Here is a 21,340-nt window from a genome sequence, read left to right on the forward strand (position 1 = left end):
GTATACGCATCATAATATTCTCTGTCTAGAATTCGTGAGACTTTCATAGTCTAGCTGTATGTTACTATTCGGAATCTATATAATCATTTATCTCAGGTTTAAAAATTTAGATACGTCTCTTTATACCATTTTTGAAAACAGAAAAATGCCCATACTTTGAAGGTATTGTCTTGTTTTCCTGATAGGTGATAACCTACGAGCTTCTGTATAAATTCTTTATGAAATAAATTCTGTCTCTCCAAAAAATCTTCTTCCGCATATGACTCTAGTTCAGATTTCAAATATCCCCTTAGCCAATCTCCCACGGGCACACCAAATCCCTTTTTTGATTTATTCAAAAATTGTTTGGGGAAATAATCTTTAAATGCTTCTTTCAGAATAAATTTTTTATCCCAACCTTTCATTAAATAACTTTCCGGCAGCTGACTTGTAAAATCCCATAGTTTTTTATTTAAAAATGGTGCTCTTGACTCCAGAGAGGTTAGCATACTCGTTCGATCCACTTTTACAAGCATATCACCCTCAAGACTTAAAATTTTATCAATTCTTCTAAAGTCTGTTAAGCTACTTGCTTTATCATGCGTCTTAGTTTTATAAGGATTAAAAATTTCAGATTTTAACCATTTTGCTTTCAGCAATTGAGACAAATCTTCATTTTGAAAAGCAAGAGAGATAATATTGTAATAAAAATCTCCCTCATAATTAACCGCATTAATGAGTTTTCTCGCTTTAAATCGGTTTCCCCGCCTATCATCTTTGGTGCTTAAAATTTTATTTGCAATCTTTTTAAGATTATCATGTAAGCTTTTTGAAATTATAGCTGAGTATTGCTCATTCATTTTTCCGATATAATATTTATTATATCCGCCAAAAATCTCGTCCCCTCCGTCTCCCGTCAGAGCTACTTTTACATGCTGTCTGGTTTTGTTTGCTACAAGATAAGTGGGCAACGAAGAGGAATCTGCAAAAGGCTCATCAAAATTGAGCAATATCTCATCTAAATTTTCCTTTAAATCACTTGCAGATATAATAAATTCATGATGATTACTATTAATAAGATTTGCAACTGTGCGCGATTTATCGGTTTCATCAAATGATTTTTTTTCAAAACCTACGGAGAAAGTATCAATTTTACCCTGTACTTGTTGAGATAAGGCCAAAGAAACTACTGAAGAATCAACTCCTCCAGAAAGAAAGGTTCCCAGAGGTACATCTGCTATAGATCTGCTTTTAACACTATCAAACACCAAATCGTGTGTTTTTGATTTAGCTTCTTTGAATGAAATACCTTTATCGACGCTTATGCTCTGTTTATTTTGAATAGGAAATATTTCCTGCTGAAAAGTATCAAGTGTAAGTTCGATATAATGATTAGCCTCGAGCTTATAGATTTTTTCATAAATGGAGTATGGTGCAGGAATATAGGTTAACCTAAAATATAGATTCAAACCTTCCTTTGAAATCTGAGGCTTCCAATCAATTTTTTGCACTATAGATTTTAGTTCTGAACCCCAAATTATTTGATTGCCAGTTTTAGAATAGTATAGTGGTTTTTCGCCAAAATAATCTCTTGCAATAAAAACTTTGTTTTTAGTTTTATCGTAAATGCTAAAAGCAAACATTCCATCTAACATCCCAAAACTTTCCGTCCCCCATTCTTCATAAGCTTTTAAGATCACTTCCGTATCTGAAGTGGTCTTAAAGATGTGATTTTTTTGTTGCAGAGTATTTTTTAGCTCCAGATAATTATAAATTTCGCCATTAAAGAAAATAAGAATTTCTCCGGTTTTATTAAATATTGGTTGAGTTCCAGTTCCTAAATCAATAATAGAAAGCCTTCGCATTGCCATTGCAACTGAAAAATTCTGATTCGATTCAATGAAAAACCCATCCTGATCTGGTCCGCGATGAATAATTTTATTATTCATTCCTTCAAGATGCTCTCTTAAATCTTCCGAACTAATTTTTCCTTTAGTAATAAAACCGTTAATTCCGCACATACATCAATATTAAAGCCTGCAAATATATAAGTATAAAGCTGAAAATCTTTTCAATCCGCAATAAGCTTTCCCGTTTCTACCATATTGAGAGATAAATAGCCATATTTTTTTCTTAAAATATCGAAATGGATTAGAAGCTGCTCTAAATTATTCAAACTTTCTTTCGGATGATTCCCAAAATTATGTGGATGCCACCACAAGTGATAAATTTCATTAGCCAGGGCAGCTTTAGTCATTTCTTCCTTAATCCTATACAATTTTAAATTGTTGAGTTTCTTATTGCTTGAATATGGCCTTAATAATCTAGAAGCTTTTTGAGAAAGAGGAAGATCACCCGCTACAGATTTTTCAGAAAATTTATAAGACTTATTATTAAGACCTATATAAGCATCACCAGTTCTAAAAATTTTATCTAATAAAGAGTTACTTTCTGTATTCCTCCAATACCAGTCAGTAGGATTAGAGCGTACATTTTGAATTCCGAATTTTTTACAAATTATTATATACTCTTCGTTGAATTGATTTCGTGGAAAAACTAAGGATTTCAAATCTACTCCAAATATTTTAGCCATTTTAATTGATTGTTGTAAGTCAGCTTCAAAACTTTTAATAGACTGGCCTTTTTCAAGGCAGTAATAATGGGAATAGGTATGCGTAGCTATTTCTTGTTTCGGTGTATCTTTTATTTGTGTAATAAGATTGGGGGCAAAGCAAAAAGCTAGATTATCTTTAGATTGAATTTTTCGTCCATAACTATAACATGATAGGGCCGAATTGTCGTAATCTGGTAATATTTTAGGTATATTGGAATTCCAATCATCCCAGTCATAATTAAAAAGCATTCCTACTGTAGCCCAGGTACAAGCTATATTGTATTCTTTAAAAAGTTCAAGAATTTCAGGTATAAGCTTTCGAGTATTCAGAAAGTATTCTTTTTTCTCTATCCAATTAACCTTATCGAAAACACCCCACAACAACTCAAAATCTAGGGAAATTACCAAAGCTCCATTATTCATATTATCATTAAATTTTAAACACCATTATTATATACCGCCATATATAGAAACGTCTATAGTTAGTTATTTAACTACTTTTCAACAAATAAAACCTTAACCCAAAAATATAGGAGCAGATATACAAACCATTTATTTATATATTAAAAAAACCTGGTATCTTTTAAAATTTTAGCTAGTTAGCAAATCAACAAATATTCACTGAATAAGGTGAAATCTCAAACTGGCGATATCACATTTTCCTTTCTTTTCGCTTTACGCCGTCGTATCTTGAGTATTCTGTCATATTTCTTCTGAGCCAAATAATAGTAGATGACAAAGAAAATATAATACATTACCATTGACTTCTGTCTCATTATAATACCTAGATTAGACATTACAAAGGTCATGGCCAGGGAGGTTGTAAAGAAAATTACCAAACTCATCTTTACCACCGCAGGAGATTTCTTGATAAATTTAATAAAGTCCTTTTTTAGAATTTTAAAAAATAGTAAAAGATAAATAAGATTCTCTGCTGAAACTATCAAACCAAGAACATTGGGAGCATCAATAAAAAGAGGCCTAAACCAAAAAGTAAATAATTTGAGGGGTAAAGGATAGGAGGACATATCTACACCGGAACCGGCATCACTAAGATCTTCTGAGCGTTCTTCAGATTGAGTTTGAAAATCTTCGATTAAATTCTCAGAGCCTTGCAAACCCATAACTGCTAATATTTGGTCTTGTACCAAAATTAATGTTCCAATTAAAGATACAAACACCAATGTCTTCTGCCAAAAAGGAATTTTCTCTTTACCACTCATATATCCTGCTACCGCTCCCACAGCCACGAACATGAATACATGTGGTCTAATATGATAAATTATAAAAGAACTTAAAATTAACAGCAATATTCTTGAACCTGGCTTTACGATTCCATATGTAAACAACATTAATCCAAAGAATATAGTGGATCCCTTCCCTAATGAAGCAGTCCAAAAATGCATATTTGGTAAAAAAAGAATAAGAGTAAGCAAGTCAATAGACTTAAAAACTTTTATTTTAACAGGAATCTTTTCTCTAAAAAATAAATAAGCATAAAAAAAACCTAGGTACCCCAACCAGGCAAATGCGAGCATTAGCATTTCATAACTAAAACCTATTGTTCTAAGCGGATAAGCTAAAAAATCTATAAAATCAGTGTCAGTTCCAAATAATTCAAACCAAGATCCAGTGTGAATATTAATGTTATTGTAATAGCCCTTTGAATCTGAAGGGTTATTGTAAGCATACCATAAATAAACACCAAAGAAAATTAAATGATATAGATAAAGGAGATTCATTTTCCTCTTATCTAAGAACTTATGTTTTTTCTGGTAAACATTGAAAATTACCTGATTAACAAGAAAAAATAATATTATTAAAAAAAGAACTCCTATCATATTAAAACAATTCTAAATCCCCTAAGCTATTATTCCAGTTATCTATTTCTAAAAAGTAGTCTTTTTCCTTATCACTTATATTTAATGCATTAAAAGTAAGTACCGGCCCGAAATGGCCTTTTTTTCCACTTAACCTTAGCAAGTTTGGAGCATAACTAATTATATGGCAGCTAAAATTATTTACTATATTATTTATAATATTACTGAGTTCTTTTGATGAAAGTAATTGTTCATCATAAATAAACTCAGCGATTCTAAATTCCTTAAACTTACCTCTTTTTTTTAGGTACGCTGCTAGGTAAAAACCTTGGCCTGCTATAACTTCATACTTTTGCAAGGGATTATTTTCATAACGCCATTTAAGTATTTCCGGAGATTTAGGATTAAACAATCCCAGTTTATCTTCTAGTCTTTTATTCCATTTAGTACATAATTCTTTTATTTCAGAATTAGAAATATTTTTATTTATCTTATAAAATTTTTGTTTTTTTTTAAATTTCAAAAAAGACAAAGATGGTCTCAGTCCAACTTGTATATTACCAACCTGCTCCCATCCCATTTTCAAATAACCAGGTCTGCTTTGTTCATTAGGTGTGTTGAAAATAAAATTATCATCGTTTGACCTTGAGAAGTCAACAGCTCTTAAGGTTAATTTTTTAAATATTCCTTTCCCTTGATGATTTGGATGTGTGGCTGTATCTACAGCCCTTAGAGCATGATACTTCTTATCTCCATGTTGCCATTGCCAACGCATAAAGGCTCGTACACCTACAATTTTGTTGTCTTCTTTAGCTATTAATATAACAGAACTTCCAAAAGGATTGTCAATATGTTTGTACCTCCATACTTTTTCTGATAGCTCTAGTTGTTCTTCTCCCAGACTAGCTTTTAAGACCTCTACAATTTCAGGAATGTCGTTTAAATCAGCTTCCTTAATTTCCATAAATAATGATTATTCTTTAATTTTTGTTATGCTAATTAAATATGTGAACTACTCAAATAGACTTGACATTAAAGAGTTAAATTGAAGATCTTTAGAGTTTTATTAGAATCATATTTTAATCCAGAAATTTACTTTCATATATGAACATATGTCAGTATTTAAAGGCATGCACCTCTACAAATTTATTTAAACTTCACATATTTAAAGTAAATTATCCCCTATTATGATTTATTAATTCAATATAACACTTCTCCAATTCATTAACCATATTTACCAGGCTAAAAGCGGTAATCACCCTTTCCCTCGCCGCTTCTTGTAGCCTCTTTCTTAAAACGGTTTTTTGTAATAATTCAATACAACTGTCCGCAAGCTTCTCTATATCCCCAATTTCACATAGTAAACCGTCTTTGCTATGTTTAATCACTTCAACGACGCCTCCTGCCTTGGTAGAAACAATAGCACAACCGATGCTCATGGCTTCCAGTAAAGCTATGGGCAAACCCTCAAACTGGGAACTCATCATAAATATATCCATAGCAGATAAATAGGCTACAGTATTAGTCTGTAATCCCGGTAGAATAATTCTTCCTTCCAGGTTGTATGCTTTGATAAGCTCCTGAATTTCATCTTTTTTTGGACCAGCACCAACTATTAAACCGTATACGTCCGGCATTGATTGATTAATGGTTTTAAAAGCTTTAACCCAGGAAATTAGATCCTTTTGTTCTCTAAAAACCGCTAAATTGCCAACTACTAATGCATTCTGGGGGATTTGATATTTCTTTTTTATTATACTTGCTTCTTTTTCATCTCTATTAAACTTCTGTGTATTCACTCCATTTAATAGGGTTTGTACTGAAATATCCGGGTTGATATTTTCCGATATAGATTTACTAACATCTGCAGAAACACCTATAGCTCTACTTTGCCAATTAAACGTAAATGCATTTAATTTTTTAGTTGCTACGTGATAGCGTTCCTGTATATTATGTTCGGTATAAATAAGAGGTATGCCGGTTTTTTTATAAACAAGCCTCGAAAGAAAACCAGACCAGGGTAAATGAGAATGAATAAGGTCTATTTTATTATTCTTACAGTATTTAGCGACATCATTATACTTTGAGAGTAAACTGAGATTATTATTTGCCGCTATACATATAACTTTCCCTCCCTGTTCCTTTATTTCCTCAACCATTTGGTTCTTCCAGGGAAGAAAATATACATAATGGAAGTCAAATTTTTCTTTATTATGAAGTCTTAGCGTTTCTGGCAACAACATCTCTGCTCCACCACGACCCAATGATTTGATAATGTGGAGTACTTTTATCTTTTTCATTCAATAGAAATTGGCTGTTTATTTGAAACCCAGCTTCAAAATTAATTATTAATAAAAAGAGTCCAGCGTAAAACCAGAGATTTGATAAGACTTTAACATCTCCCAGAAACCTCCAAAATTAAGAATGAGCCACATTAGAACCGCTCATTAAATTTCTATATAGATCTTCAAATTTTATGGCGTTTTTAACCGGATCAAAATCCTTCTCAACCATTTTTTTAGCATTAGAACCAAGTTTTAACTGCAAAGCTTCATTAGTTAAAATTTCTATTACTTTCTCAGCAAATTTTTCTCTATTAAAATCATTAATAATAAAACCGGTATGATCATTAATTAAAACTTCTTTTACACCACCCACATTGGTGGCTACCGCAGGAACTTTTTGAGCGGCTGCCTCAAGAATTACTCCCGGCACCCCTTCTACTTTGCTGGATAAAACAAAACAATGAGCAGCGGCAAGAATTTCTGGAATATCATTTCTAAAACCTGTCACAAATACAGTTTCCTGGAGATTAAATTCTTTTATACTGTTCTTAATTTTTTCAAAAAGCACCCCATTTCCCACCAATACCAATTTTAAGTGATTATTGATTTTTTTGATTTCTCCAAATACCTCCAATAAAAACTCATGGTTTTTCTCTATACTAAAATTGCCAATATGAACGGCAAACCTATCTTCAGATTTCATTCCAAAATCCTCTTTTATAGAGGCTCTACTGGAATGCTCAATTTTTTTTTGAGGTATCCCCCTTCGTATTACTGAAATCTGTTCCCTAGGATATTGCAATGCTACTGCAAAATCTTCAGCCGCTTCCGTCCCTACAGAAGTTACATGGTCTATGCGTTTAAACATCTTTCTATAAATAAAGGTTTTTAAAGAGCCGTTCAACCAGGCACTTATCATACTTATATTTCGATATGTAATAGGAATAGAGGAAGTAAAAAAAGAAGCTGCAACCATAAATTTCAATGTATCTGAACCATTACACTGTATAACATCTGGGCGTTCTCTCTTAATCAATTTTACGAGATTCTTAATCAAAGTAGTCGAAAATGTTTTTTCTGCTTTAACCAAATCTTCATGCTGAGCGCCTGGAACCTCCAATATATTGCTGTCATTTCGGTATAAGCCAACAAAAATTATATCATGTCCCAGTAAAAGCAATTCTTTACTCAGGTTAGCAGCAAATACTTCAGCGCCACGATACTGTCTTTTTGTTACCAACTGCAGTATTTTCATTTTGATTTTATTAAATCCCTATACATTTGTAACATTTCAGTATTGATTTTTTCTAACTTATATCTTTTTTCAAAATTTGCATAAGAATAGTCACTGAGCTCTTTTCTTAGCTTTTCATCTTTATATAATTGATAAATATTATCTCCAAGCTTCTGATAATCGCCTGGACTACAAAATAGCGCACCTTTTTCGTTCCCCACCACCTCTTTTAATACAGGTATGTTTGAACAAACACAGGGGAGTTTTGCAGCAAAAGCTTCAATAAGCGCTCCGCCAAGACCCTCATAATAGGAAGGGAAAACGAATACATCAGCTTTCACTAATCTTTCTTCCACATTTTTTACAAATCCCAGGATTTCTACCTGATCGTCCAAATCATTTTCCGTAATAAACTCATTTATCTTTTTTGTATAATGGCCGGGTCTACCCAGCAATTGAAACTTTATATCTGTTAACTGATATTTACTGCGTAAATACTTGAGAGCTTTTAATATGTCTATTTGAGCTTTGGCAAACTCCTGTCTTCCAGCATTTATAAGAGTGAAACTTTTATTTTCTGATTTTACTCCCAAAAATTTATTTTCATACCTACCCCTATATATTACCCTAAAATTATTCTTTATCCGATATATAGGAATATAATGGTTTAAAACTTCCTTAGTAATTGAATGATAAAAAATGTCAGGAATCATTCTTGCCGTCCATTTATCCAATTGTTTTGCTAATAAAAATTTATGCCAGGGCAGTTTATTATCTTTCTTACGTTCGTGGGAATAAGGCGTATTTACCAGACTCTGCACTACACTACCACTTTTATAAAATAGCCGCGCAAAGCGTAGAACAATATTCGAGTCTACCAAAACAGAATGAATGATATCCGGTCTTTCTGATTTTAGAATTCTGAGGAGAAATTGACTTTTTGATTTATACCCCTTCTTACCATTATAGTATAGTGTTCTTATTCCAGAATCCTCAACTTCTTCTTCCAAGCCAATTTTACGTCGCTCTAAGCATACAAACGATACTGAAATATCTGGCTTGTCATGAAGAAATTTGGCAAATTCAACCATAGACCTTTCAGCTCCTCCTGCACCTAACGAATTCATTAGTAGTAAAACTTTCATACGATATTGTTTTTTGATCTTATAAATTACAGTCTTCCCTCCAAATCCCCAGCGGAGAAACTTAAAGATGCAGGTATTTTTTCTTTATCACCCTTAATAACTACAATCGAATTCTGCCTTCTTTTCGAAATATAAAAATTAAGGTTCAGCAATGGCGTATTTAGATAAAAAACAATATACACGTTGATGTAAGCTGCTAAGGACGTTACCGCAGATTTATGCATTTGGTAGTCTCCAAGAATATCTTGTATAATTAAAGCTTTCACACCTTTAACCTTCTCTAATTTGTAAAACAATAATAACTGTATAGAATCTTTTTCAAATTTAGCCACCTTATATACTTCATCCAGATAGCGCCATCGCAGATAGTTACTGGAGAAATTAGTCCTGAAATATGGGGATGATAGATCTATATTTTGCAACTCAAACTCTTTCTGACCCAAAAGTTTTATCGATCCTTTTCTTTTCAGATTAATCGTTAATGCAATTTTAAAAAATAAATATCTATCGTATTTGTTCCAACCCATTTTAATATAACCGGGAAAGCTATTAGTATTAGGTGTATTGAATACAAAATCATATTCTCCCTTACAGTCTTCAAGCCCCTGTAAGGTCAATTTTTTAAAAATTCCTTTTCCTCTATATTCTGGATGCGTGATAGTATCTACAGGACGTATTGCTCTTAATATTATGTTCGCTTGACGAAATTCCCAGAACATAAACATCCTTGCTCCAACAATTTTTTGCTTATCCCACGCTAATAAACCATAGGATTTTCCAAAAGGGTTATTGTAATGCTTCCAGATAAAATTTTCCGTAGTATGGTTATCACTTAAACTGGTGCGGAGAAGTGCAACTATTTCAGGAACATTATTTGAATAATTAATCGGGCTTAAATTCATAAGTTCAAGTAGATAAGGATTTTTTTAAGGACAATACCCTGGAATGAAGACCTGATACTTTCACTTTAAATTCTGGTAAATCATCATCTGTATTAACTGCTATACGAGAAATCCTTAAAGGGTTTAAACTCTTTTTATTTAATTGATGATCAAATAGAAAAGCTACTGAAATACCTTTGCTTTGAATTAATTTTTCAGTACGATGATCCCAGTTGCCATTAGGATATGCAAACACATTAAAATAAGCAAACGTCAACTTTTCAAATCTCGTTTGGACTTGGTTTAATTCTTCTTCTATCTCCTCATTAGAACAGTTATTCAACATAGGATGAGTATGGGTATGATTAGCGATTGCAACTCTGTTAACACTTAGTTCTTCAAGTTCTTCCGTGCTCAATTGGCGATATTCTACGGGAGGGATTTTACTGAGGTATTTCTGCCTTTCTCTTTCCGGAACTTGTTTTAATGAATTAACCTTCTTACGAGCTTCCAAATAAGTCTTTCCTTGGTCTTGGTAGTGTTTCTCTATCTGTTTCCACCAAAAATTTTCTTGAGTATTTATCAAATCAGTAATAATAAAGAGAATGGCCGGTAATTGATATTTTTTCAATACTGGCAGTCCCTTCTTGTAAACTGAAAAATCACCATCATCAAATGTAATTATTAGAGGTTTTTCTGGCAATTGTGTCTTTCCATTTAAAACCAATTGCAAAGTATCAATACTAATAATATTATATTCTGAAATCAGAAACTGAATCTGTTCTTCAAATTTCACATTGTCAGGGACAGTATGATATGCCAGAACTCTAAGTTTTGATGAATGACGTTTGAGATAAATAGATGAAAAATGATCTAGAAAATTGTAAAGTGTTGATCTCATAAATTTGTTACAAACAAATAATAATTAACCTTCATATAGGGAGAGGTTATTTATGCTAGCTTATCTTTGGGCAAATATATTAAATTGCACCCAATCCCCTAGCTAGGAGAAAATATTAACAGATATATTAGGAGCTAAGCATAATTAAATTTTCCCAGACGGTTACTGAAGGGCTGCTAATCTAAAACTCTAGCATAGTAAAGATATCAACAACGAAACCTGAATAATGTCAAAAATATTATACATCACTTATCGCAATAAAGAGATCCCACATGATTCATCAGAAAAGGTAAAGCAAATAACTTCTGAACTTAATCCTGATAATATTCATGCCAATCCATCCTATTGCTCCCAGAATGGGAGAACAATTTGCAGTTTATCAAATCCTTTAAGTGTGATAAAAACTGAAGGCACTAATGTGCTTTTAGGAAATATTCTAAATAAAGAAAAAAACTGGACAAATCCATTGAAATATTTTCCAGACGGAAATTATGCTATTTTTAGAAGTAATAATGAGCTTACAGAAGTTTTTACAGATAAATTAAGTTCAAGAACTATATGGTATTATTATGATGATGAGATTCTAATTTGTGCAACTTCTCAAAGAGCAATAATCAAATTTCTTTCAAATTTTGAATTTGATGAAAGAGTAATTCCTTGGATTATTTCCACTGGATCATTAGGCCCATTATATAGCTGGGACTCAAGAATAAAAAGGATTCCACCGGCTACTAGCTTGATTCTAAAAATATCTGACTGGAAATTAGAACTTCAACCGGTAAATTATGATCTAGGAGAAAATCTTAAATCAATGGATTTAAGTGAAAAAATTTATAATGCCGTAGACAATCAAAATCTTGACTCTAATAAATGGGCTTTATCTTTATCTGGTGGATATGACTCAAGATTAATATTATTGTTATTAAATAAATTTAAATCTAAAAAGGAGAAAATAAGAACTATCACTTGGGGAATCAAAAATACAGAAGAAGAAAAAGGCAGCGATGCAAATATTGCTAAAAATCTAGCTCTAAATTATCAAACAGATCATTCATTTTTCTCTACTAAAATCTCCCACGAGCCTATAGATTTGCTTCTAGAACGCTTTTTAAAGAATGGTGAGGGAAGAATAGATCATATTTCATCTTATATGAATGGTTTTGATATTTGGAAATATTTATTTGAAAACAATTATGAAGGTATTCTTAGGGGAAATCAATTATTTAGTGGGCTCAAACCCGCATCAGAATTAGACATCCGTCGCTTTATGGGGCTTTCACTAATTTCTGATTTTGAGAATTTAAAAAAACTCAATTTTCTAAATTCTTTAGAACAATTTATTCCAGAAGAACTAGAAAGAAAAACTGCAGAGAACCTTCACCAGTATAGAGACCGCATATTGGCAGATTATAGAATTCCAATAATTCAGGCAGCTCTATCAGATCTTAAATTCCCCTATGTTGAACAGTATGATCCATTACTGGCCAATTCTATTGTTGAAGAAATTAGAAATTATCCAGATAAATTTCGAAATGAAAAAAAAATTATAAAGAAAATACTCATTTCCCTGGGCAATCAAGAAGAATTTGCAAAAGTTGGAGCCACCAGACCCAAAGAAGAGTTGTTTAAACAAGAAAATATGACTGAGGAAATTTTAAAAGAATTAAATTCTAAGGATGCTGAAAATATTTTTCCAGTGACTTTTCTAAATGAAGTTATAACTACCTTAAAAAAGCCTACCACATCGCAATCCAAAACCCCAAAACAATGGATAAAAAAATATCTATCTAAAGCTCTTCCCTTACGAATTAAGAAAATGTTGAGCAAAGCATTTCAAGCTTCTACCCTGGATATTTCCACTTTAGGTTTCCGATTGATGGTAATCATAAAAATGATAAGAATTCTTCAGGAAGATTCGGTTAGAAATAAGTCTCATTAAGCCTACCATAAAATTTGTACCATTGCAAAGTCTATATTCCCTTTAACACCAAATTATAACTTATCAAATCTATCATCTATGTCAAAAATATTATATGTATACTTTAGAAATCCCTGCGAAGATTCTTCTCAAAATAGAAAGATTAAAAGTATATGCGATAATTTTAATCCCGATGATATTAATCTAGCTCCTACGCTCCTTTTTACTTCTGAAAAAAATTTCTATGGAGTAAGTAATCCCACAAAAAATTTAAAGACCGACGGAGCTAATATTTTATTAGGTAAGCTTTTTGATAAAACTGAAAATTGGGATAAACCTGTATTAGAATATCCGGATGGGAATTATGCTATTTTTAGGTCAGATGGTGATAAAATAGAAGTTGTATGTGATAATCTTGGTACTAGGTGTGTATGGTATTATTTTAATAATGAAATATTTATTGCATCTACTTCACAAAGAGGTATTATAGAGTTTCTTGGGGATTTTCAATTTGATAAATCTGTAATACCGTGGATTATTTCCACTGGCTCCTTAGGACCATCTAGCTCTTGGGACAAAAGAATCAAGAAAGTTCCTGCAGATGGATCTGTAATTATTGACAAAACTAAATGGGAGCTATACTCTAAAGTGAATCCTGTAAAATTCGAGCCTCAAAAATTAGCTTACAAAGAACAAAAAAATAAGCTATTAGATGCATTAGCAAGTACATTTAAATCTATAAAAGACATTGATAATTGGAATATAACACTGTCTGGAGGCCACGACAGCCGGGCTATTTTACTTCTTTTAAAAAAATTTAGCAGATCCAATCGAGACAAATTTAAAACGATTACATGGGGAGAGAAAAATGCGATCAATGATGAAATGGGTGATGTATTAATTGCTCAAAAAGTAGCCCGTAAGCTAAATACAAGACACCTATTTTTCCCTACTGAACTAACTAATGAAAATGTAAATGAAATAGTAGAAAAATTTCTGAAAAATGGTGAGGGGAGAATCGATCACATAGCTGGTTATTTAGATGGATTTTTAATTTGGAAAAACCTTTATGAAAATGGAGTTGAGGGAATTATTCGAGGCGATGAAGTATTTGGATATAATAAGATTTTTTCCCCATTGATCGTAAACAGTTTTATGGGCCTAACTTTATGCTCTGAATTTTCAAATCTAAAAAAATATGATTTTATCCAAAATCTGGAGCAGGAAAAGCCAAATTATTTATTGCAACAGAACAATGAATCAATTCATACTTGGAGAGATCGAATATTTCATCAATATAGAATACCTTACATCCAAAGTGCTTTAGCAGATTTAAAGTTTGCATATGTTGAGCAAATAAATCCATTTCTATCCAGAAAGATCGTTAATGTAATGAGAGCATTACCTGACGACCTGCGTACAAATAAAAAATTGTTTAAGCAAATTATGACCCAACTAGATATTGACGTACCATATGCCAAGCGTGACTCTAACGGATTGGTAGTTAATATTGTAAAGCAAAAAAATATGGTAGATTTGATTAAGAAGGAGCTTTCTTCCCATTATGCCAAAACTATTTTTCCCGAAGGTTTTCTAACCCAGGTTATCAAAAATTTAAAGGTTGAAAATGGAAAAGAAAAAATTAGGAACAAGAATATTTTAAAATTAATTAAGCAATCTCTACCTATCAATTTTAAAAAATTTCTTTCAAGAAATAGAACCTCACTTATTTTAGATGAGAATGTTTTAGGTTTTAGAATTTTAATTATTTGTAAAATGCATAAGAAATTAAATAAATTGAAAGACGAGCGAGTTTCTAATTAACCTAAATGCTTCAGAAATCAACAAACACTAAATAATCAATTCTATCTATTTAAATTTTAACTGGTGAGGAATGAATTCAGCTTGCCCAGCGTAACAATTGCTTATTCCAATCACATTGCGGGTACTTAAAGAATCTAAATCTTAGTACTCAAAAAATTATATATTGAAATATGTATATTATTGGTTTATCTCATATTTGAGAAAGTGTTTAATAAATATATCCACACATACAAAATAAAAATCTAATATTCTTAGGTGTCATTTGAGAAATTGATTAGATATATAATTAGGGTTTCTATGAAGTACCTTATGTTCTTTATTGCGTCTGGAGGTATGCTTCCCAGGCATAATGGCCTGAAGCCCCATCACTCTGGAATATAAACGCTCAATACGTTTTTTATTGATCATATATCCTTTATCCATCGTAAACCAGGTATGCATCCGCCTGGCACCTTTAAAGGGATGATCGGTATAATGTTCATCCATCAGGCGCATCAGTTCTAAATTGAGCGTGCTTTCTCCGCGGGGTTTATAATAAATTCCGCTGCGGTGGATTTGCAATAGCCTGCATTGTCGCTGTAGGCTGAGTTTTGAATGATCCTTGCTTATCATTGTTCTACGCTCCTTTAAAGGTTTTATCGCAAGGCGTTTTTTAAAAAATCATTTTCCACTTTTAGCTCCCCAATTACTTTAAGGAGTTGGTCTTTCTTTTCCTCTTCTTCTGATTTCTTAGACTTACTTCCTTTAGAAAAGACCGCATCAGCATCTTTTAAAAATTCTCGTTTCCAGGCACTGATTTGTTGCGGAGTGATTTCAAATTTTTGTGCGAGTTCCTGAGTCGTTTGACGCTCTTTTAGCGATTCAAGGACTACTTTCGTTTTGAACTTTGGGGTGAATTTTCTTCGTGTCATAATACAGTAAAATTAAAGTTGTTTTTGAACTTAACTTACTGTCCTAATTTTAGGGGGATGATCAGGCTTCCAATATAGTGAATACATACATTTCCACCTGGTGCTTAGAAAGAATTTACTTACCCAATTCACTTTCATATCCTACTAGATATTAGCTCAATAAATCCTGTATGACCAATTAATTAGTGAGATAAATGAAGAAAGCCTAGATTAGTATCTTTTGTATCTCAAACTGCAACTTATCGACAATTAATACCATTCAACGAATATCTATGTTAATTATTTCGAAAACAGAACTTTAAATGATATTTCTCACTTATTTTTGATGCTCGTAATCTAAATATTTATACTATGAAAAAATTAATACTAATGGCCTTTTTAGGCGCTACTATGCTATCCTGCTCTACAGAGAGCCTGGAATTGAACGATCAACAGGTTGAAGAGGTAAATGCAACTACAGATGCTTGCTCCAATCTTGCTGGACCAGATAATTCGATTGATTTAACTCCTGCTCAAATCGAAGCTAATTACAATAGTGTTTCACGATTGAAAATATTATATAACAACTTATTAGCTAAAAATGTTAGAGGCACAGGTGAATTCTTTCCTTCTATCCAAGATCTAGCTGTACGCTATGTTAATTCTGCTGATAAATTTGGTGCTTATACCTCAACCTATACCGTAAGTAATGGAGACTGCACAGATTCTGCAGAGATAACCGTTAATGTAGTACCTGTATGTAATATAAATGCAGGTTCTGATAACACATCTACTGTTCTTACAATTTCTGAGGTCAACAACAATTACAACTCTATTTCAAGATTGAAAGTTTTATATAAAAGTCTAGTTGCCAGCGGCGTAAATACCGACGGAACTTTCAACCCTACCATTGAAGAGATTGCAGCACGCTATACTAATGCTCAGGATAAAACCGGATATTATTCAACTACCTATACAGTTGGTTCTGGAAACTGTACTGATAGTGCTGAATTGGCTGTAACTGTGGTAGAGGATGAAGTTACTGATCCTGTTTGTACTGTAAATGCTGGACCTGATAATTCAATTAATCTAACTACCTCTCAAATCTCATCAAATTACAATAGTGTTTCGAGATTAAAAGTTCTTTATGGTAAACTTTTAGGGAATGGGGTTAGTAGACAAGGAACTTGGAGTCCTTCAATTGAAGAACTTGCGAAAAGATATGTAAACGCAAATGATAAAACTGGAATATACACCAGTACTTATACATTAACTGAAGGTGATTGTTCAGATTCTGCTGATATTTCGATCATTGTTACGGAATAATTATTAGTTATTTTAAAGAGTCTAGAAATATTTTCAGATTCTATTTCAAAAGCAGAGGTTTCAACCTCTGCTTTTTTATGTCTTAATTATATGGAAAACATAAAAGGATATGAATCATTTCATTCAAAGATTTATTAAATCATATTGTTTCAGTTTTAATTACGCAACTTAAATAAGTCTCATATGAGTAATAAAGTATTGCCGAGAAGTAGGATGATTTTTTAGATTTATGAAGACTATTATGTCTTGCGAAATATATCACATATGTTTCTGGAATAATGAAGCTGAACATTTGAGTAGAATTAGGATGCCTAAATTAGAGCCTTATGAAGGATCAAGCCTAATTGTTGTGTTTATGCAAAAATATTGGTTAGTCTATAGAGGAAGAACTCTACATTTCTAACTCCTCTAAACTGTGCTCTAAAGGCTTTTATCTTTGCATTGAAAGATTCTGCTGAAGCATTTGTGCTTCTATTGATAAAATAGTTCAAGATGGATCTGTAGTTGAGCGTTATCGTGTTTGCAATTGTATTGAATGCTTTAAACCCTGTTTCTTCTACATCTTTGTACCAGTGGGCAAGTTCTGTATACGCTGTTTCTATTGACTTTGCTTTATTAAATATATCCCTTAGCCTTTGCACAAGGGTAAATGCCAGTGCTATATCGGGGTAAAGTTCAAATAATATCTTACTTCGCCCGTACTGGTTTTCTGTCCAGTTTGAAGGTGCTTTGTAAAGGAGGTACCTACTGCGGGCGAGTAGTTGTTTTCTGGTGTCTCCGTTGTCGAAGGTTTCTGGAGTGAAGGGCTGCTATTTAAACCTTGCTTGTTTTATCTGCTCATTCTCCAGTTCTATGGCATCCTAGCGGTGCTTGATCCTAATATCTTGTAAAGCTTCCAATGTAAGTTTTTGTACGTGAAAACGATCTGTAACCTGTATGGCCTTAGGGAAACACTTTCTGGCAATGGTTTTCATGGAGTTGGCCATATCCAGTGTGATTTCCTTGACCTGTCCTCGTTTGGAAGCTGGTATTTTGAGCAACTGTTCTATGATGGGTTCGACCTTGGCACCTATCCCCACGATACTGCCCTTCTTGCCCCTGGCCTTTTTGTTAGTGATGATCTTGTAGAGTTCTCCTTTGGAGAGTGCCGTCTCATCAATGGACAACTTAGAGGTAATGTTCTCGGGGAAGATCAGCCACTGCTTTGCATGGGGTTTATGCTTCCATTCCTTGAAGTCACTCAGGTAGTCTTTGTACTGGCGTTGGAGCTTCTTTCCTCTTACCCCGTAACATCCACCAATAGTATGGCAGTCGGAGGCTTTAGTACTGACCAAGTGCTTTTAAAAAAGCAGCGAACTCGGCGGTCATACGGGTTCCCTGCGCTACTAAGTTCCAATCTCTTTGGACAACCTGTTTGCTTTGCTTGTTCAGCCACCGACGGCGCTTTATATGCAAAAATACCTTTTTACCACGAACAGGAAAATCCTGGATTGTTATTTCCTTATGGAATCCATAGGCGATGATCAAGCTTGAGGAAAACTCTCTGGGAGTATTTAACTTTTCTTCAAAATGCAGGTGTAAGGTATCTCCATCTGTACGATGACCGGTAAGGTCAAAATGCGTGATCAGTAGTTCGGGCAATAAAATCTTGAGTAGGTCAATATATGAATCCAAGGCTTCCTATTTAAAAAACAAAAATCAAACTATTAATTCAATTCACACACAACTTCTGAGATTGATCTTATAAACCTATAAAGCCAACAAAAATTTGAATTGATTAATAAACCTAATATCTCCGACAGCGCAGAAGCTTGTGAAATTTAAATAAAAATTAACTAAACTAATTACGGTCAAATTAATGAGTTGCATAAATAGCAAAAATTATATCTTCTTAAAGATATTAGCCCCCCTAATGATATGACTATCAGCAAATAAGCTCTTACTAGCTATTTCATAATCTATATTCAACGTTAGATAAATGTATTGTATCCATATTTAACTTGAAAACTAATTCATCTTGGATCTCATTATACTTCTTATCTCCCATTAGAAAAAAAAGAAGCCCAAACCTCTTTTTTTTGTTATTAGGCTGAAAATCAGGATTTTCAGTAGTGAAAATTATCTAAAGTAAAAACCCTCATAAATTGATGGATATTCAATTAGTTTATAATATGAACACTAAATTGAAACAATACTTTTTAACCAGTTTACAAAATTGAAAAATACTCGTCTTCTAAGTTCAGTCAGGATACATTTCGTTGCAAATCCTTTCTTATTTTTTCAATTGCATAATAATATGAATTTTCCTGAATAGTACTATCTTTTAAAAACTTACGGATGTAATTGTTATATTTCACCTCATCGATTTGAAAAGGTTTTTCTGGCAATTCGAAAATTTTATCCATGTAAATTTGTTTGAAACCTAATGCGTTTTCGAAGAATAAAGTGAATTTTTTAATAAGGTCAAAATCTTTCATTAAAAATTCATCCTTCAATAGAATTACCGGTTTCTTATAAAAAACTGCAAAACCCAAGGCTGTGCTACTATGCCCAAAGACTATATCAGCATTACTTATAAGTTCGTTTGTTGAACCTATCATGGTTTCAAATCCATCAAATTTATCTGCCAATTCTTTCTCGAGTTTAACTGCATCTGGATGGAGCGCTATAACCACCCTATCTAGCTTCAAGCTTTGTTTTAATTCTGATAAAGTATTCTCCAGATTTGTGTAATATTTTTTAATATAATTTGAAGGAATTGGGGGGGTGATTTTTGGATGTAGACGATCCTGAAATGGAAGAACCTGATCCAAGAATACACCAGTTTTCAAATTTTTTGGAACCGTTGAAGATGCATCGTTAATAGTATTATTGATATCATCTGCATGTACGACAATTCTATTATCCTTTTTGATAGTTAAAAATGCCTTGGTTGGAATTACGTAATTGGTACTACATAGATAATAATCCGGAATGAAAATTTTATATCTCCATCTATAGATAGGTGCAAAGAAATGAAGCGGTAATATTTTATCTATTTTCTTAACAACATTGTCAAATAAAATTCTGAACTTATTAGTAGGAAATTGAGCTGTAGAAAATCTTTTAGTGTGATATGAAAGAACCTTATCCTGTTTCCTTACAAGAGTTCGAAGTATAGGAGCCGCAAAATTCATATACTGATCGAAGGCTACATACAATACTGAATCTTTGCCTAAACTTTCCTTGAAATTATAAAAATCTTCTTCATTTGAACATTCAACCTTATTATTTAGAATTATAGCTTCTGTAGCGGTCGATTGGTTTCCATAAAATTTTGTTGCATCAAGCATAACAATATCATATCCTTCCTTAACAAGTCGATCTAATTGAAATATATGTCTATGAGCGTCCCTTAGGATATTAGGACAGAAGAAAATAACTTTCATATTGTAGTTCTAAGCAAGATGATTTAATGATAACGCAGTTCCTCTTTCAAGATCTTCATTAGCTGATTTCCCAAGAACATCATTATAATGCTTGGGATGTAAACCGTATCCAGGTCTTATCGCTCTTATATTCTCTCTAGTTATTTTTTCGCCCTTTTTAATATTCTCAGTAACATATATAGATCGGGCAAATTCTCGGCCTTTTTTTTGTTTTGCCGTTAAACTATAATCTACTTTACCAATTGCAGATTCAGCTTCTCTTACAGCTTTCACCATTTCTGTAAATTCAGCTTCATCCATAGAAAAGGAGGCATCAGGCCCACCTATACTTTTATCTAAAATAAAATGTTTTTCAATTACTTTAGCTCCCATTACGGTAGATACTATAGGTACAGTAGCTCCTATAGTATGATCTGATAAACCAGAAATAACATTATAACGTTCCGCTAGATCTCTTACCATTATCATATTGGCTTCTTCTATAGGAGCCGGGTAAGAGGAGGTACATTTTAATAGAACTATCTCATCGTTCCCCATTCTTTTACAAGCCCCCAGGGCCAACTCGATGTCTTCAGAATCCGCTATCCCTGTGGAAATAATAATGGGTTTCCCTTTTGAGGCTACAAGTTCTATTAATGGAATATCCGTGATCTCAAATGAAGCAATTTTATAGGCTGGAACATTTAAGTCTTCAAGCAGTTGCACAGCTGTAGAATCGAATGGTGATGAAAAGCAGATTAAACCTTCTTCCTCAGCAACTTCAAATAAACGTTTATGCCATTCCCAAGGAGTATAAGCTTCTTTATAAAGATCATGAAGATATTTACCATCCCAGATAGTTCCCTGGCTTAACATAAAATCTGGTTTATGTACATCGAGGGTCATAGTATCTGCTGTATATGTTTGAAGTTTTATTGCATTAGCACCCGTTCTTTTTGCAGCTCTTATGGTTTCTATAGCTGTATCCAGACTACCATTATGATTAGCAGATAGTTCTGCTATGATAAATACCGGACTATTATGATCAATATTGAAATTTTTAATCTTCATGTTCTATATTTTAATAGGAAATTTTTTCTGGAAATGGATTCAGTC

At 32.8% G+C, this 21,340-nt stretch carries 17 protein-coding genes and 1 pseudogene; 3 read left to right on the forward strand and 15 right to left on the reverse strand.

Going from position 1 to position 21,340, the window contains the following annotated elements; translation table 11 throughout:
- Positions 1–98 precede the first annotated feature (98 nt).
- From asnB to GFO_RS09425, 9 genes are all read right to left on the reverse strand, one after another.
- Complete coding sequence (asnB, locus tag GFO_RS09385; protein ID WP_011709866.1) at positions 99–2,000, reverse strand: asparagine synthase (glutamine-hydrolyzing); 1,902 nt, start codon at positions 1,998–2,000, stop codon at positions 99–101.
- Between the two features lie 50 nt (positions 2,001–2,050).
- Positions 2,051–3,016, reverse strand: a complete 966-nt coding sequence (locus tag GFO_RS09390; RefSeq protein WP_011709867.1) for a polysaccharide deacetylase family protein — start codon at positions 3,014–3,016, stop codon at positions 2,051–2,053.
- Between the two features lie 215 nt (positions 3,017–3,231).
- Positions 3,232–4,335 (reverse strand): hypothetical protein, encoded by a 1,104-nt coding sequence (locus GFO_RS09395; protein WP_229664739.1) that lies wholly within the window; start codon positions 4,333–4,335, stop codon positions 3,232–3,234.
- 100 nt (positions 4,336–4,435) lie between these two features.
- Positions 4,436–5,377, reverse strand: a complete 942-nt coding sequence (locus GFO_RS17265; protein ID WP_011709869.1) for a GNAT family N-acetyltransferase — start codon at positions 5,375–5,377, stop codon at positions 4,436–4,438.
- 211 nt (positions 5,378–5,588) lie between these two features.
- Positions 5,589–6,713, reverse strand: coding sequence for a glycosyltransferase (locus GFO_RS09405; RefSeq protein ID WP_011709870.1), 1,125 nt, complete (start codon positions 6,711–6,713; stop codon positions 5,589–5,591).
- A gap of 118 nt (positions 6,714–6,831) precedes the next feature.
- Positions 6,832–7,953 (reverse strand): glycosyltransferase family 4 protein, encoded by a 1,122-nt coding sequence (locus GFO_RS09410; RefSeq protein ID WP_011709871.1) that lies wholly within the window; start codon positions 7,951–7,953, stop codon positions 6,832–6,834.
- On the reverse strand, positions 7,950–9,077 hold the full coding sequence (locus tag GFO_RS09415; RefSeq protein WP_011709872.1) for a glycosyltransferase family 4 protein: 1,128 nt from the start codon (positions 9,075–9,077) through the stop codon (positions 7,950–7,952). The genes GFO_RS09410 and GFO_RS09415 overlap by 4 nt, the downstream gene beginning before the upstream one ends.
- Before the next feature lie 26 nt (positions 9,078–9,103).
- Positions 9,104–9,979: a GNAT family N-acetyltransferase gene (locus GFO_RS17270; protein ID WP_011709873.1), complete on the reverse strand. Its 876-nt coding sequence runs from the start codon at positions 9,977–9,979 to the stop codon at positions 9,104–9,106.
- A 4-nt stretch (positions 9,980–9,983) separates the two neighbouring features.
- Positions 9,984–10,859 carry a polysaccharide deacetylase family protein gene (locus GFO_RS09425; RefSeq protein WP_011709874.1) on the reverse strand — a complete coding sequence of 292 codons (876 nt, stop codon included), beginning with the start codon at positions 10,857–10,859 and terminating at the stop codon, positions 9,984–9,986.
- A gap of 226 nt (positions 10,860–11,085) precedes the next feature.
- Here GFO_RS09425 and GFO_RS09430 point away from each other — a divergent pair, with 226 nt between their 5' ends.
- Both GFO_RS09430 and GFO_RS09435 read left to right on the forward strand, forming a co-directional pair.
- Positions 11,086–12,798, forward strand: a complete 1,713-nt coding sequence (locus GFO_RS09430) for an asparagine synthase-related protein (protein WP_011709875.1) — start codon at positions 11,086–11,088, stop codon at positions 12,796–12,798.
- Between the two features lie 78 nt (positions 12,799–12,876).
- Positions 12,877–14,601, forward strand: a complete 1,725-nt coding sequence (locus GFO_RS09435; protein ID WP_011709876.1) for an asparagine synthase-related protein — start codon at positions 12,877–12,879, stop codon at positions 14,599–14,601.
- A gap of 258 nt (positions 14,602–14,859) precedes the next feature.
- Here the strand turns inward: GFO_RS09435 and GFO_RS09440 are convergent, their stop codons facing one another.
- Together GFO_RS09440 and GFO_RS09445 are read right to left on the reverse strand one after the other, a co-directional pair.
- Positions 14,860–15,213 (reverse strand): IS3 family transposase, encoded by a 354-nt coding sequence (locus GFO_RS09440; RefSeq protein WP_011709877.1) that lies wholly within the window; start codon positions 15,211–15,213, stop codon positions 14,860–14,862.
- A gap of 23 nt (positions 15,214–15,236) precedes the next feature.
- Positions 15,237–15,512, reverse strand: coding sequence for a transposase (locus GFO_RS09445; RefSeq protein ID WP_011709878.1), 276 nt, complete (start codon positions 15,510–15,512; stop codon positions 15,237–15,239).
- A gap of 351 nt (positions 15,513–15,863) precedes the next feature.
- Between GFO_RS09445 and GFO_RS09450 the strand changes: the two genes are divergently transcribed.
- A complete protein-coding gene (locus GFO_RS09450) occupies positions 15,864–16,817 on the forward strand; it encodes a hypothetical protein (protein WP_011709879.1) in 954 nt (317 codons plus the stop codon).
- A 353-nt stretch (positions 16,818–17,170) separates the two neighbouring features.
- Here GFO_RS09450 and GFO_RS09455 read toward each other — a convergent pair.
- The 4 genes and pseudogenes from GFO_RS09455 to pseI all read right to left on the reverse strand — a co-directional run bounded on the left by GFO_RS09455 (position 17,171) and on the right by pseI (position 21,295).
- Positions 17,171–18,151: pseudogene (locus GFO_RS09455) on the reverse strand (ISAon1 family transposase).
- Complete coding sequence (locus GFO_RS09460; RefSeq protein ID WP_229664738.1) at positions 18,138–18,458, reverse strand: ISAon1 family transposase N-terminal region protein; 321 nt, start codon at positions 18,456–18,458, stop codon at positions 18,138–18,140. Before GFO_RS09460 ends, GFO_RS09455 begins: the two are co-directional and overlap by 14 nt.
- Before the next feature lie 602 nt (positions 18,459–19,060).
- Complete coding sequence (locus GFO_RS09465) at positions 19,061–20,245, reverse strand: hypothetical protein (protein WP_011709883.1); 1,185 nt, start codon at positions 20,243–20,245, stop codon at positions 19,061–19,063.
- Between the two features lie 9 nt (positions 20,246–20,254).
- Entirely contained in the window at positions 20,255–21,295 is a 1,041-nt protein-coding gene (gene pseI / locus GFO_RS09470) for a pseudaminic acid synthase (RefSeq protein WP_011709884.1), read from the reverse strand.
- Positions 21,296–21,340 lie beyond the last annotated feature (45 nt).

Source organism: Christiangramia forsetii KT0803, from assembly GCF_000060345.1.
GTDB lineage: Bacteria > Bacteroidota > Bacteroidia > Flavobacteriales > Flavobacteriaceae > Christiangramia > Christiangramia forsetii.